12 protein-coding genes are annotated in these 13,920 nt (G+C 51.6%); 10 read left to right on the plus strand and 2 right to left on the minus strand.

All coding sequences use genetic code 11. From position 1 onward, the window contains the following. Positions 1-4: 4 nt before the first annotated feature. From gspE to infA, 8 genes are all read left to right on the plus strand, one after another. Entirely contained in the window at positions 5-1,489 is a 1,485-nt protein-coding gene (gene gspE, locus K7G70_RS05390) for a type II secretion system ATPase GspE (RefSeq protein ID WP_223787587.1), read from the plus strand. Positions 1,490-1,494: 5 nt separating this feature from the next. Next, complete coding sequence (gspF, locus tag K7G70_RS05395) at positions 1,495-2,712, plus strand: type II secretion system inner membrane protein GspF (protein WP_223787588.1); 1,218 nt, start codon at positions 1,495-1,497, stop codon at positions 2,710-2,712. A gap of 16 nt (positions 2,713-2,728) precedes the next feature. Further along, positions 2,729-3,403 carry a cell division ATP-binding protein FtsE gene (gene ftsE / locus K7G70_RS05400; RefSeq protein WP_223787589.1) on the plus strand — a complete coding sequence of 225 codons (675 nt, stop codon included), beginning with the start codon at positions 2,729-2,731 and terminating at the stop codon, positions 3,401-3,403. Next, complete coding sequence (locus K7G70_RS05405; RefSeq protein ID WP_223787590.1) at positions 3,400-4,335, plus strand: cell division protein FtsX; 936 nt, start codon at positions 3,400-3,402, stop codon at positions 4,333-4,335. Before ftsE ends, K7G70_RS05405 begins: the two co-directional genes overlap by 4 nt. A gap of 78 nt (positions 4,336-4,413) precedes the next feature. Next, the gene (locus tag K7G70_RS05410) at positions 4,414-5,214 is read left to right on the plus strand and encodes a response regulator (protein ID WP_223787591.1); all 801 of its coding nucleotides are present in this window, start codon (positions 4,414-4,416) and stop codon (positions 5,212-5,214) included. A 6-nt stretch (positions 5,215-5,220) separates the two neighbouring features. Next, complete coding sequence (ung, locus tag K7G70_RS05415) at positions 5,221-5,901, plus strand: uracil-DNA glycosylase (RefSeq protein ID WP_223787592.1); 681 nt, start codon at positions 5,221-5,223, stop codon at positions 5,899-5,901. Positions 5,902-5,947: 46 nt separating this feature from the next. Then, entirely contained in the window at positions 5,948-7,735 is a 1,788-nt protein-coding gene (locus tag K7G70_RS05420) for a hypothetical protein (RefSeq protein WP_223787593.1), read from the plus strand. 89 nt (positions 7,736-7,824) lie between these two features. Beyond that, positions 7,825-8,043, plus strand: a complete 219-nt coding sequence (gene infA / locus K7G70_RS05425) for a translation initiation factor IF-1 (protein WP_099019321.1) — start codon at positions 7,825-7,827, stop codon at positions 8,041-8,043. A 30-nt stretch (positions 8,044-8,073) separates the two neighbouring features. On the opposite strand, the gene K7G70_RS05430 is transcribed toward infA, so the two are convergent. After that, the gene (locus tag K7G70_RS05430; protein ID WP_223787594.1) at positions 8,074-10,356 is read right to left on the minus strand and encodes an AAA family ATPase; all 2,283 of its coding nucleotides are present in this window, start codon (positions 10,354-10,356) and stop codon (positions 8,074-8,076) included. Then, positions 10,356-10,676: an ATP-dependent Clp protease adapter ClpS gene (gene clpS, locus K7G70_RS05435; RefSeq protein WP_223787595.1), complete on the minus strand. Its 321-nt coding sequence runs from the start codon at positions 10,674-10,676 to the stop codon at positions 10,356-10,358. Before clpS ends, K7G70_RS05430 begins: the two co-directional genes overlap by 1 nt. A gap of 226 nt (positions 10,677-10,902) precedes the next feature. Between clpS and K7G70_RS05440 the strand changes: the two genes are divergently transcribed. Together K7G70_RS05440 and K7G70_RS05445 are read left to right on the plus strand one after the other, a co-directional pair. Then, positions 10,903-12,015 carry an alkane 1-monooxygenase gene (locus K7G70_RS05440; RefSeq protein WP_223787596.1) on the plus strand — a complete coding sequence of 371 codons (1,113 nt, stop codon included), beginning with the start codon at positions 10,903-10,905 and terminating at the stop codon, positions 12,013-12,015. Positions 12,016-12,102: 87 nt separating this feature from the next. Continuing rightward, positions 12,103-13,857, plus strand: coding sequence for a DEAD/DEAH box helicase (locus K7G70_RS05445; protein WP_223787597.1), 1,755 nt, complete (start codon positions 12,103-12,105; stop codon positions 13,855-13,857). The last annotated feature ends 63 nt before the right edge of the window (positions 13,858-13,920 follow it).

The raw sequence follows: 13,920 nt of genomic DNA on the forward strand, positions 1-13,920 counted from the left end.
GTCAATGGCAGAGCAATCCACAGTCAAGTTGCCATCTTACAGCTTTGCCAAGAATCGTGGGGCCACGATTCTGCAGCAACAACCCGATGGCACCGTGACCCTGGCGGTGTCGAAGAATGCATCACCGGCCGCCATTGCTGAACTCCAACGCCTGAGTCATCGGCCGGTCAAGATTCAATTCTTTGCCCCACAAGATTACCAACAGGTGATCCAAAAAATTTACCACCACCAGCAATCGATGACCGATGATGTGGTGGCGGATTTGGATCACACAGACAGTGGCCTGTCGAGCATTGCCGAAGTGCTGGCCGAACCAGAAGACCTGTTGGAAAGCAACGACGATGCGCCGATCATTCGATTGATCAATGCCCTGTTGGCCGATGCCGTGAAAGTCAATGCCTCAGACATCCACATCGAACCGGGTGAATATCACTTGTCCATCCGTTACCGCATCGATGGGGAATTGCAGGAGGTGCTGACCCCGGATCGCTCATTGGCACAGCTGATTGCTTCCAGGATTAAAATCATGTCCAAGTTGGACATCGCCGAGAAGCGTTTGCCACAGGATGGCCGCATTTCCCTGAAGATTGCAGCCCACCCCATTGACGTGCGGGTGTCGACCATTCCTGGGGCATTTGGTGAGCGCATTGTGATGCGGTTGTTGGACAAACAAGCCGGTCAGTTAAGCCTCAAGCAATTGGGCATGAATGACCGCCACCTGGCGATGATGCAACAGTTGGTGCAACTGCCCCATGGCATCATCTTGGTGACCGGCCCCACCGGTTCGGGTAAAACCACCACCTTGTACGCCGCCATCGAGGCCATCAATGAGCGTTCGCGCAACATCATGACCATCGAGGACCCAATTGAATACCACCTGGAAGGCATCAGTCAGACCCAAGTCAACAGCAAAGTCGACATGTCCTTTGCCCGTGGCTTGCGGGCCATTTTGCGGCAAGACCCGGACGTCATCATGATTGGTGAGATCCGTGATTTGGAAACCGCCGAAATCGCCATCCAGGCCAGTTTAACCGGTCACTTGGTGTTCTCGACATTACACACCAACACCGCGGTTGGGGCCATCACCCGCTTGATTGACATGGGGGTGCCACCGTTTCTGCTGGCCTCTTCGGTCAAAGCGGTGATAGCCCAACGCCTGGTGAAAAAACTCAATCCACAAACCCGTTTACCACACCCATTGGATGCACAAACCCAGCAGGCATTGGGCTTACCGGTTGACGCCACAGGGGTTTACCAAGCGGATGAACAGTTACCTGTCAACCAAGCCTACTCAGGCCGGTTGGGGGTGTTTGAAGTGATCACCATGGATCACCAATTGAAATCCATGATTCACCAAAATCAAGCCGAAAGTGCATTGGCCGAGTACGCCCACCGCAGCCATCCCAGCATCGAAGACGATGCCCGGGAAAAACTGTTGTCAGGCAAGACCACGGTGGATGAAATTTTGCGCGTGATTCACAGTGGGTAAGGCGCATGGAAGCTTTTGAATACATTTCACTGGATGCCACCGGCAAGCAAAAAAAAGGCATCATTCAAGCCGACAATGAAAAACAAGCCAGGCAGTTGTTGCGCAACCAACAATTGACCCCGGTGCAAATCAAACAGGTGATCGAGACCACCGTCCGCCAGGAAACCGGGATCAAGACCCAGCGCCTGACCTTGAAAAAAAACGAATTGCCGTTGTTGATTCGACAATTGGCGACTTTGGTGCAGGCTGGTTTGCCCATCGATGACGCCCTCAAAACCCTGATTGAACAAAGTGAAAGCAGGCACAGTGAGCGCATCCTATCCAGCATCCATGCCAAAGTGCTGGAAGGGCAGTCTCTGGCTGCGGCCATGCGCACTTTCCCCCGGGCCTTTGATGAATTGGTGGCCACCAGCATTGAAGCCGGCGAACAAGCCGGTCAGTTGGAGGCGGTATTGATGCAACTGGCGTCCTATTTGGAAACCCGTGATGAAATGGGCAAGCAGTCCACTTCGGCCTTGATCTATCCGATGGTGCTGATGGCCACGGCCATTTTGGTGGTGGCTGGCCTCATGGTTTACATCGTGCCCAAAGTGATTCAGGTGTTCGAAAGCAGTCAGGTGCAGTTGCCTGTGGCCACCCAAATGTTGATCGGACTCAGTGAATTTCTCAGTGCCTACGGTTGGTACATGTTGCTGTTTTTTGGGGTGCTGTTGGTGGCCTTTTTGTTGTTGCGGCGCTACCCGCCGTTTCAGCAGTCCTGGCATCGCTTGTTGCTGAAATTACCGGGAGTAGGGCGCTTGATCCGGGTTGGTCAAGCCGCGCGTTTCACCCGCACCTTGGGTATTTTGACCCAAAGTGCGGTGCCGATTGTGCCGTCATTGTCGCTGGCCAAACAGGTGGTCAACAACGCCGTCATGAAACAAGCCTGTGAACAAACCGCCACCGCCGTCAGGGAAGGCAGTTCCTTGTCCAAAGCCATGCACAACACCGGTCAGTTTCCGCCTTTGAGCATCAAACTGGTCAATTCCGGCGAACAAAGCGGTCAACTCAGTGAAATGTTGGTGCGTTCGGCCTTGGTCCAAGAACGTGATGTGGAAAACAAAATCAAAACCTTGATTGGCGCCATCCAACCCTTGGCGATTTTGTTTGTTGGTTTGATGGTTTTGTTCATTGTGTTGGCCATGTTGTTGCCGATTTTCCAAATCAACACCGCTATTCAATGAGGGCTTGGGGCACAGCATGATCATCGATTTCAACCGCGTCAGCAAATCCTATGGCAAGCACAACAAAGCCTTGTCGGATGTCAGCTTTGGGGTGGAAGCCGGTGAAATGCTGTTCCTGACTGGTCATTCTGGTGCCGGTAAAACCTCAATCTTGAAATTGATCATGAAGATTGAGGACCTCAGCTATGGGCAAGCCACGGTCAATGGCTTTCAACTGCGACAACTCAAAGAGCATCAATTACCACAATACCGTCAGGGACTGGGTATGATCTTTCAGGACCACCGTTTGTTGGCCAACCGCAACATCCTCGACAATGTGGCTTTGTCTTTATGGATTCGTGGCTATGGACAGCAGGAAAGTCGCAAACAAGCCCGGGTCATCCTGCAGCAAGTGGGCTTGGGTGACAAATTGGCCTTCTTACCCAGCCAACTGTCCAGTGGGCAGCAACAACGGGTCGGTATTGCCCGGGCCATTGTCAGCAAACCAGACATCCTGCTGGCGGATGAGCCAACCGGTAACTTGGATCCCGATTTGTCGTTGGAACTGATGGAGTTGTTCATGAAGATCAACGAAGCCGGCACCACCGTGGTCATTGCCTCGCATGATTTGATTTTGATCAAACGCTTGCGCAAACGGGTGTTGGTGTTGGATTCAGGGCAACTGATCGACGACTACCGGCCCAAAACATGAACCAGCCTTTGCAACAAACGCCCAGCGGCTTCAAGCGGTGGTATCGCGGTCACCTGCGGGCCATGCGCGAAGGCATCAACATGCCCTTTCAATCACCGCTGTCGAGTTTGTTCACGGTCATCACTTTGGGCATTTGTTTCTATTTGCCATTGGTGATGTGGACCATGTGGCAAAACTTCACCGAAGTTGAAGCCCGCTGGCAAGGGCAGGGCAGTGTCGCTTTGTTTCTGAAAAAAGGCTTGGATGCCAATCAGGTGACCGCGTTGCAACATGACCTGGATGAACGCAATCTGATTGCCGAAGTGACGGTGGTGGACAACGACACCATCAAAGCCAACCTCAATGCCGACCCGCAATTGAATCAGATCATCGATGTCATCAAAAGCCATGAGTTACCCGATCAAATGTTGCTTAAGCCCCATCCCAATGCCACCAGCGATCAAATCCAAACATTGGCACAAAAACTGCAACTGCACCCGGATGTGGATTACGTGAGTTTTGATGCCGATTGGTTCAATCAGTTGAAGTCATTGACCCAGGCTCTGTACTATTTGATGCAAGCCAGCATCGCGGTGTTTTTGATCATCGTGTTTGTGTTCCTCAGTCATTCGATCGGTGGTGAAGTGTCGGCACACAAAGAAGAAATCGGCTTGAAAAAATTGTTGGGTGCCACCGCCGGTCAAATCCGTCGCCGATTTTTGTACGGTGGCATATACTATGGCCTGGCGGCCGCCTTGTTGTCGATGGCCATGTTAAACCTCACCTTGTGGTGGTTACAAACGCCGATTGAAGACTTGTCGGCTTCATTCGGGCACCGCATCGAATTGCGCACACCCAATGGGCCGGAAATGCTGTGGTTTGTACTGATTGTGACATTCATTGCCTGGGCCGGCTCGCGCATCAGTGCATCCAATCACATCAGGAATTTATAGGTCCCTGATTTTTTGATGACCGCCACAAAAATCAACAATCGCCGCTAAGTCGCAGCACACTTGGTGTACAATGATCGCATGAGTGAATCGCAGAAAGTTCTGATCGCCGACTCTTCCAAGTTAGCCAGAACCATGACAGAAAAACTGGTCAAAAAAATCCGGCCTTACACCGATGTGTTTGCGGTTGATACGGTGGCACAAGCCCTCGATAAGCTACAAAACAACCGGGTGGATTTGATCATTTCAGCGCTGCGGTTACCGGATGATGACGGCACCAAAATCTGCCAATATGTGCGTGAGAACCACCACTATTTACCGGTCATCATCGTTTCAGGGGATGTCGATGCCCGACTCAAAGACCGCTTATTAACCACCGATGTAACCGATTACATCGACAAAGCCGCGGGCCAGAAAGGTCTGGAGATATTCTTGCGGGGCTTGTTGCGTCCGGATGATCAAATCAACGGCAAAATCCTGTACATCGAAGATTCTGCAGTGGTGGCCCACGCCACCAAAAAGTTGTTGCAGAACCACAATCTGGAAATCACCCACACCATCAACGTCACCGATGCCAAGGAAATCATCCCAACCCGGGAAGATGCCTATGACAAATTCGAACTGGTGTTGACCGATTACTATCTGAAGAACAACGAAACGGCCTTGGACATCCTGGACTATGTGCGCAACGATTTGGGCTTGGATAAGATCGAAATGCCCTTTGTGATCATGACCGGTGATGAAAACACCGAGAACCAAAAGCAAATCCTCAACTTGGGTGCCAATGACCTGATTGGCAAGCCAGTGAATCAGGAGGCCTTGGTGAAAAAAATCAAATTTCAAATCCGCTTCACCCAATTCCACCGCGAAAAAAACGCTTGATGGCCGATGCCTGTGCAGCTTGATGACAGTTGGCTGGCCCACTTGGGCGCTGAGTTTGAGCAGCCCTACATGCAGCAACTGAAGGCCTTTTTGCAGCAGGAAAAACATCACAAGAAAATCATATATCCCCCTGGTCAATTGATGTTCAACGCCCTGAACACCACCCCTTTGGATCAAGTTAAAGTGGTGATTCTCGGGCAGGATCCTTACCATGGTCCAGGGCAGGCCCATGGCTTGTCGTTTTCGGTCCCACCGGGGATCAAGCCTCCCCCATCATTGCTCAACATTTTCAAAGAAATTGAAGCCGACTTGGGTATCCGCAATGCCATCGGCGACCTGACGGCTTGGGCCCGTCAAGGGGTGTTGTTGTTGAACAGTGTGCTCAGTGTGGAACAGGCCCGGGCAGGCAGCCACCAAGGCCGTGGTTGGGAAACGTTCACCGACCGCATCATAGAAGTCATCAACCAGCACGCCCAACACGTGGTGTTCATGTTGTGGGGCTCGTATGCGCAAAAGAAAGGACAGCACATCGATGGCCGCCAACATTTGGTGTTGCGGGCACCGCATCCGTCACCGTTGTCAGCCCATCGTGGTTTTTTGGGTTGTCGACATTTTTCCCAATGCAATGCCTACTTACAACAAAATGAGAAGTCGGTCATAAACTGGCAATTGGTCACGCCGACTTGATGACATTGTGATAAACTGATATTTCGAATATTTTGGAGCTTACTGCATGAGAGCCATCTGCTTGATGTTGATGATGGTGCTGTCTCAGAATTTGTTGGCTTTTGAAATGGATGACTCCAGTCAATTGAATGCTGATGGTGGCCAATTGCGTCTTCACACTTTTTACCCACTGTTGGAAAAGTACGGCATCACGGTTGAAGATTCGATCGTTGACCGCCAACTTGACTGGGAGCAAAATGCCCACATATCGCGCATCAAACCCTTGGGTGGGTTGCAGTTGTACGCGCCTTATGGTGGACTGAAAGCGGTCACCGGCGGACAATTGCATTTGGCGACCGATTTCGCTTGGATTTTGGCCGATGGACGCCGCATCGAATTCAAAGACTTGCAAGCCAAACCCACCTCCCAACCGCTGAAATCCGGTGATTTGACCACCTTGGACCTGTACAACTCTGAAGGACAGGTGGTGTTCACCCTGGATCACATCCACGCCGGCTTTGCTGCTGGCAGGACCCATCTGTTCATGGAAAACATGGACTGGCGCATCAGCCCTTGGTTGGCCAAACACATCAGTTTGCCCGAATTGGCCCATCATGTGATCGGACAAGCCAACATGGAGGTGATGATCTCAATCCCTGCTGATTACCGGCCCAAAGCCGCCCTTGGGGGCTGCTCTGCGGGTGACAATTGGCCACCGGGGAACCCGGATGTCGATGTGGCACTGATTGACATGCAGGAGGCGGCTTATTTGGATGATGTGGGCGATGATCACATCATCATCACCCCTTCGGCCACGTTAGAAAGTGTGGGCACGGCTGATGTGGCCTGGTACCGCAAATTCACCGGTGATTTTGACCCCTACAACAATGATCAACACCCTTATCTGATTTGGAATTTGTACCGCGAAATCGATGGTCGCTTTGAGCAAATTGGCATGTCAGGAGTGAAACACGCCTTCTTTACGGTCAACACCGTGTGTCCTTGTGCGGGTGGCCAAGTCTTGTTTCCCACCTGTCAAGACAAATACAGCATCAGCAACAACAATGCCCCCAGTCACTTGGGTCCGCGCGACAACATCGAAGCATACACCGGTCTGTGGGAAAGCACCGGTTCTTTCTTTGATCAGAATGGTGACGGGGTACAGGACACCACCTCCAATGGTTTGGGACAAAACCGATTGGTGGCCGCCGAAGCGGATTTGAATCACCCCCAGGCTGAGTATTACCTGTCAGCCTGGTATCTGATACGTGATGACATCAACATCCACAACAGCATGGGCCACAAGCAATACAGCATCGCACCCAACGGCAACGCCTGGTTGGTGACGGCCTTGACCCCTTTCATCAGTGGTCCAGCCAGTGATCAATACGTGTCTCCCAACACCGTTGATTTGCCTGCAGGCACGGCTTCCCAAAGATTGCACCAAAATGGTGAAGGGCATTTGACGGTTGCTGTGAAAGTGGAGGAAAAGGGCGTGGGTTCTTACCGTTACAATTACATGATCGAAAACCACGATTATGATCCCCAGATACAAACCATCACCATCCCCTTTCCGGATGTTGGTCAATATTCAAACTGGGTGTTTTCGGATGTTGATGAGGACCTGGTGAATGACTGGACGGTGTCCGCAGCCAACGGTCAGTTGATGCTGCAAGCCCCTGCAGGCAATGAAATTGACTGGGGCACCTTGTATGCATTTTCATTCACCACTGATTTGCCTCCTGTGTTGGGCGATGTGGTATTGACCGGGCTGGAAAATGGTGGCAACGAATTCAGCAGCCAAGTGATTGTGCCAAGTTTCTCGGATTTGATATTTGCGACGGCCTTCGAATAACTGAATATGCCCTGAATAAGGGGCTTGAACTTTTATGCAAAGAACGCGTATATCTGATAGAATACGCGTTTTTTTATGCAACAACATTTATGGCGAAAGAAGACGTAATTGAATTGGAAGGTAAAGTGATTGATACCTTACCCAATACCATGTTCCGGGTTGAGTTGGAAAACGGTCACATCGTGACGGCTCACATTTCCGGTCGCATGCGCAAACACTACATCAGAATTCTGACCGGTGACACGGTCACGGTGGAATTGACCCCTTACGATTTGAGTAAAGGGCGCATCACCTTTCGCAGTAAATAACCCTTCCTACAGCGGTTGCCCCGGCCACCATCAATGGGCAGTGGGGCTTTCCTCAACCGCTGACAGCATCAAGGTGCTGGGGATGATTTCGAAGTTCAGTGCATCGTTGATGACATTGATTTTCACCAAACCGCCTTGTTTCAGCTGACCAAATAATATTTCATCAACCAACGGTTTCTTGACGTGTTGATCAATCGCGCGTTGCATGGGTCTGGCACCCATTTCTGGGTTGTATCCTTTGCCCACCAACCACTCTCGGGCCGCTTGGGTGATGTTGAAAGTGATGCCAGGTTCTTTCAACTGTTGCTCCAACTCGATGATGATTTTGTCCACAATTTTTTCGATGTGGGCTTTTTCCAAGGCTTTGAATGGCACGATGGCATCCAGTCGATTGCGAAACTCAGGGGTGAATGCCCGGTTCAATTCGATCATGGCATCAGAGCTGTGGTCCTGTTCCAAAAAGCCAAAGCTGTTTTGACTGAAGGCCGTGGCGCCGGCGTTGGTGGTCATCACCAACAACACATTGCGGAAATCGGTTTCCCGCCCATTGGAATCGGTTAATTTGCCGTTGTCCATAACCTGCAGTAACACGTTGAGGACGTCCGGGTGGGCTTTTTCAATCTCATCCAACAGCACAATGCTGTGCGGGGTTTGGTGAACTTTGTCGGTCAACAAGCCCCCTTGGTCATGGCCCACATAACCGGGCGGTGCGCCGATCATTTTGGCCACGGTGTGCGGCTCCATGTATTCGGACATGTCAAAGCGGATTAACTTCAATCCCAAGTGGTGCGACAGTTGTTTCACCACTTCGGTTTTGCCCACACCAGTGGGTCCGGCAAAAATCAAGTTCGCCACGGTGCGGTTGTCGCGGTTCAAGCCGGCACGGGCCATTTTGATGGCCGTGGCCAAAATGTCGATGGCTTCATCTTGACCAAAGATCACATGCTGTAAATTGCGTTCAATGGATTGCAGACGTTGACCGTCTTCCTGATTCAGGTCATCCACCGGAATTTTGGCGATGGATGCCACCACCCGTTTGATGTCAGAGGCATTGATGGGTTCGTTTTGTAAGCCCTGAATGCGTTGCCAGGACCCGGCTTCATCAATGGCATCGATGGCTTTGTCAGGTAAAAATTTGTCGCTGATGTGCTTGGCCGATAATTTGACGGCTGAAGTGACCGCTGATTCTTCGTAGGTGACCCCATGGAACCCTTCAAAATGAGTTTGCAGGCCTTTGATGATCTCAATGGCCTCATCTTGGGTGGGTTCGGTAACGGTGATTTTTTGAAACCGTCTGGACAAAGCCCGGTCGCGATCAAACACATTGCGCACTTCGTCCTGGGTGGTGGCGCCGATGCAGCGCAGCGAGCCTTTGCTCAAGGCCGGCTTGAGCAAATTGGACGCATCCAGAGAGCCACCGGATACGGCGCCAGCGCCGATGATGGTGTGAATCTCATCAATGAACATGATGGCATGATCGATGCCTTCGATGTATTTTATCACGGCTTTGAGCCGTTTTTCAAAATCCCCGCGGTATTTGGTGCCGGCCAACAAGCCACCCAAATCCAAGGCGAACACGTGCGCATCTTGCATCACGGCCGGGACTTGTTGGTTGACCACATGCAGGGCCAGACCTTCGGCTATGGCGGTTTTACCCACCCCGGGTTCACCGACCAATAAGGGGTTGTTTTTGGAACGACGCATGAGGATTTGGATCATCCGTTGTAATTCCTCGGTGCGGCCGATCAGGGGATCGATTTCACCGACCTCGGCTTTGGCGTTGAGGTCGACCAGGAATTCTTTGCCAGCGTCTTTTTTCTCGGTCTCTGCGATGGCCTCGTCGGTTTGTTCAATGGTGTCTGGTTTGAGCCGGTCTTCGGTCACTTCGCTGTCACCGTGGGCAATGCTGCGCACCACATCAAAGCGGGTGATGCCTTGTTTGTTCAACAAGTACACCACATGGGAATCCATTTCATCGAACATTGCCACCAACACCCGGTCTCCGGTTACGGTTTTCAATTCGGCTGATTGGGCCGAATAGATGGCCCGTTGGATGACCCGCCTGAAGGCCAGGGTGGGTTGGGTTTCCAGCTCGGAGTCAGCCGGCAGTATTTTCACGTGTTGACCGATCAACACCTCCAGTTCTTGTTGCAACAGTTGCTTGTCGGCGCCGACCATGCTCAGCACCTGACTGGCGTGTTTGTTGTTGATCAAAGCCAACATCAAATGTTCCATGGTCAACAGTTCATGGCGGCGTTTGCGCGCCAGCTTGTAAATTTTGTTGATGCTTTGATCTAAATGAACATCCAACATCAAACCACCTCCGCGACGCACAACAAAGGATGTTCGTATTCCCTGGCATACTCATTGACCAGAGCGGTTTTGGTTTCCGCCACTTCATGGGTGTAGATGCCACACAAGCCTTGTCCACGTGTGTGCACATGCAGCATGATTTGGGTGGCTTTTTGTTCGTCCATATCAAAGAACTTTTGCAATACTTCGATGACAAAATCCATGGGTGTGTAGTCATCATTCAACAGCATCACTTTGTACATACTGGGTTCTTTGAATTCTTGTTCCGTCTGCTCCAGCAGACCGGCGCCCAATTCGTGTTTGTTTTGTTTGTCCGACATGTTTCAGGTTCGTTTTATCTCGCAGCTTATATTGGCATACAAATTGATATTTCAAGTCAGTCACCATTATCTTAGCGCATGGTGGATGGTTGGTACCAGATGTGTCACTGGAAATTGCCTGTTTATCATTTTAATCGAAATGGCCAGACAATGTAAAATTCTAGTTGACCGATCGGTCAGTCAGTTGTTATGATGACCCCATTCCAAGCAAAAATCAGTGATGGCCATGCCTCTGCAAAACGCAAAACCCAAAAAATATTTATGGATCTTTTCGACCCTGATGCCATTGGTTGGGGTGGCAGGGATTGCCTTGTTTCAAATAACCAATACCCCATGGATGTTGTTGGTACCATTGATTTTTATCTATCTGTTCATCCCGTTGTTGGACACCATATTTTCCACCGATGATTCCAACCCCAATGCAAAGCAGGTGGTCGAATTGGAACAATCGGCTTATTATGATTGGGTCTTGTATTTGATGTTGCCATTGCATTTTGGGGTGCTGGCATACACCGTCCATTTCATGCTCAACACGCCCTTGGCACTGGGCTGGCAATTGATTCAGCTATTGATTTTGGGGGTGTTTGGCGGACTGGCAGTCAATTTGGGTCATGAATTGGGCCATAAAAAATCCCGCGTGGATCGCAATCTGGCCAAATTGGCCCTGGCCAGTGGCGCCTATGGTCATTTCAACATCGAACACAATGCCGGTCATCATCGCGCAGTGGCCACCCCTGAGGACAGCGCCAGCGCCCGCATGGGTGAGAGCATCTATCAATTCGTGCGACGCGAATATCCGGGTGGACTGCGTCGGGCTTGGCGCATTGAAACCGAGCGACTGGCCAGAAAAGGCCTGCCCTGGTATGCCTGGGACAACCAAATCTTGCATTCATATTACCTGACCTTCGGCATCTACGCCTTGATGACGGCTTGGTTGGGATGGGGGGCTTTGTTGATCTTGTTGTTGCATGCGCCCATCGTGTGGTGGCAATTGACCAGTGCCAACTACATCGAACACTATGGCTTGTTGCGTCAACGGGACGCCAATGGACGCTATGAAAAGTGCCAACCCAAACATTCTTGGAACTCCAATCATTTGATTTCCAATTTGGTGTTGTTCCATTTGCAACGGCATTCCGATCACCACGCCAACCCAGCCAGGCATTACCAAAGTTTGCGGCATTTTGAAGAAGCGCCGCAATTGCCCACTGGCTACATGGGGATGTTTCTGTTGGCCTATGTGCCGGCCTTGTGGTATCACGTCATGGATCCCCGGGTGCTGCAATGGAGCGGACATGACCTGAGTTTGGTCAACACCGCTGCGCCCAAATCGGCTTGAATCACATCTGGGTTGGTTTGAAAGCCAGCCAAACACTAGCCAAGTCCGTGGTATAATTCGCAGCCTTCTACAGCCCCAAAGGCCCTCATGTCTGCCAACCACCCCCCTCTGGACTTCACCCAACTGGGTTTGTCTGATGCCGTCTTGCAAGCAGTGCAAGACAATGGATACGAACAGCCCTCGCCGATTCAACAGGCTTGCATTCCACCTATTTTGGCCGGCCAGGATGTGCTGGGCCAAGCCCAAACCGGCACCGGTAAAACCGCGGCTTTTGCCTTGCCCATCATTTCCCGCTTGAAGCCCAAGAAATCAGCGGTGCAGGTGTTGGTGTTGACCCCCACCCGTGAGCTGGCGATTCAGGTGGCCGAAGCGTTCCAAGCCTATGCCCGACACACGGCCGGGTTCAGTGTGTTGGCGGTGTATGGTGGACAAAGCTATGACGGCCAATTGAAAAAGTTGAAACGCGGGGTGCAAGTGGTGGTTGGAACCCCAGGGCGCGTGATGGACCACATGCGCCGCAAAACTTTGCAACTGGATCAATTGGACATGTTGGTGTTGGATGAGGCCGATGAGATGTTGCGCATGGGCTTCATTGATGATGTCAATTGGATTTTGAGTCACACCCCAGATGGGCGACAAATTGCCTTGTTTTCTGCGACCATGCCCAAAGCCATCAAGCAGGTAGCGGTGAACCATTTGCAGCAACCGGTTGACATCAAGATCAAAGCCAAAACAACCACCGCGAAAAACATCAGACAACGGTTTTGGCTGGTCAGCGGCATGCCCAAGCTGGAAGCTTTGAGCCGCTTGTTGGAGGTGGAAAAGTATGCCGGGGTGTTGGTCTTTGTGCGCACCAAAATGGCCACCGAGGAAGTGGCCGAAAAACTCCAAGCCAGGGGGTTTGCCGCCGAAGCCTTGAATGGCGACATGGTGCAAAAACAACGCGAACGTTTGGTGTCCAAACTCAAATCTGGTGCCACCGACATTTTGATAGGTACCGATGTGGTGGCCCGTGGATTGGATGTGGATCGCATCAGCCATGTGATCAATTATGACGTGCCTTATGACACCGAATCCTACGTCCATCGCATTGGGCGAACAGGGCGAGCTGGCCGTTCTGGTGAAGCCATTTTGTTCATCACCAAGCGGGAACAGCGGATGTTAAAAATGATCGAAAAAGCCACCAATCAGCCGATTGAACGCATGACCATTCCCAGCATTGCTGACATCAATGAAAGCCGCCAGCAACGCTTCAAAGAGCAACTGCTGGAAACCCTGGCAAGCCAAGACTTGTCAGCGTATCAAGCCGTGATGGCAGCCATCGAAGAGGAAACAGCGCACAGCCCCAGCGAATTGGCCGCAGCCATGGCCCATCTGTTGCATGGGGATCAGGGCATGTTGTTGACCGAGTCCGCAGCACCACAACAAGCCGCCACTCATGCCCGAATCAAGGCCGCCCATGGCCATTTGGCCAGCCAGCCCGAGCCTTTGCATGAGTTTCCTGACATACCCATGGAACGGTTTGTGTTGGCCGTGGGTCGTTCTCATGGTGTCACCCCCAGTCAAGTGGTGGGTATGATTTGCAACGAAGCCGAATTGGACCGGGTTTATGTCGGTCAAATTGACATCCATGAGCAAGTGACCACCGTTGACTTGCCTGCCGACATGCCACCTGAGATCCTGGCCATCCTGCGACGGGCCATGATCTGTGGCCGCCGCAGTGGCATGCAAAGTATGGTCGAATTTCAGTCTGCCGGCCAGTCCGCCAAGTCAGCTCACAAGCCCAGCGAACAGCGCCGCCGTCGCCAACCGAAGAAAAACCGCAAATTCCGTAAAAAATAGGCACATTGGCGCAATTCTTGACACCAAATTGACAGCGCCAGCCCTACCATGACATTTTGGGCT

It is taken from the genome of Marinicella meishanensis (genome assembly GCF_019931145.1).
GTDB lineage: Bacteria > Pseudomonadota > Gammaproteobacteria > Xanthomonadales > Marinicellaceae > Marinicella > Marinicella meishanensis.

Coding starts and splice junctions, on each gene's coding strand:
- K7G70_RS05410 (WP_223787591.1), top strand. CDS start 4,414: ATGAGTGAATCGCAGAAAGTTCTGATCGCCGACTCTTCCAAGTTAGCC.
- gspE (WP_223787587.1), top strand. CDS start 5: ATGGCAGAGCAATCCACAGTCAAGTTGCCATCTTACAGCTTTGCCAAG.
- K7G70_RS05440 (WP_223787596.1), top strand. CDS start 10,903: ATGCCTCTGCAAAACGCAAAACCCAAAAAATATTTATGGATCTTTTCG.
- gspF (WP_223787588.1), top strand. CDS start 1,495: ATGGAAGCTTTTGAATACATTTCACTGGATGCCACCGGCAAGCAAAAA.
- ftsE (WP_223787589.1), top strand. CDS start 2,729: ATGATCATCGATTTCAACCGCGTCAGCAAATCCTATGGCAAGCACAAC.
- K7G70_RS05405 (WP_223787590.1), top strand. CDS start 3,400: ATGAACCAGCCTTTGCAACAAACGCCCAGCGGCTTCAAGCGGTGGTAT.
- infA (WP_099019321.1), top strand. CDS start 7,825: ATGGCGAAAGAAGACGTAATTGAATTGGAAGGTAAAGTGATTGATACC.
- K7G70_RS05445 (WP_223787597.1), top strand. CDS start 12,103: ATGTCTGCCAACCACCCCCCTCTGGACTTCACCCAACTGGGTTTGTCT.
- ung (WP_223787592.1), top strand. CDS start 5,221: ATGCCTGTGCAGCTTGATGACAGTTGGCTGGCCCACTTGGGCGCTGAG.
- K7G70_RS05430 (WP_223787594.1), bottom strand. CDS start 10,356: ATGTTGGATGTTCATTTAGATCAAAGCATCAACAAAATTTACAAGCTG.
- K7G70_RS05420 (WP_223787593.1), top strand. CDS start 5,948: ATGAGAGCCATCTGCTTGATGTTGATGATGGTGCTGTCTCAGAATTTG.
- clpS (WP_223787595.1), bottom strand. CDS start 10,676: ATGTCGGACAAACAAAACAAACACGAATTGGGCGCCGGTCTGCTGGAG.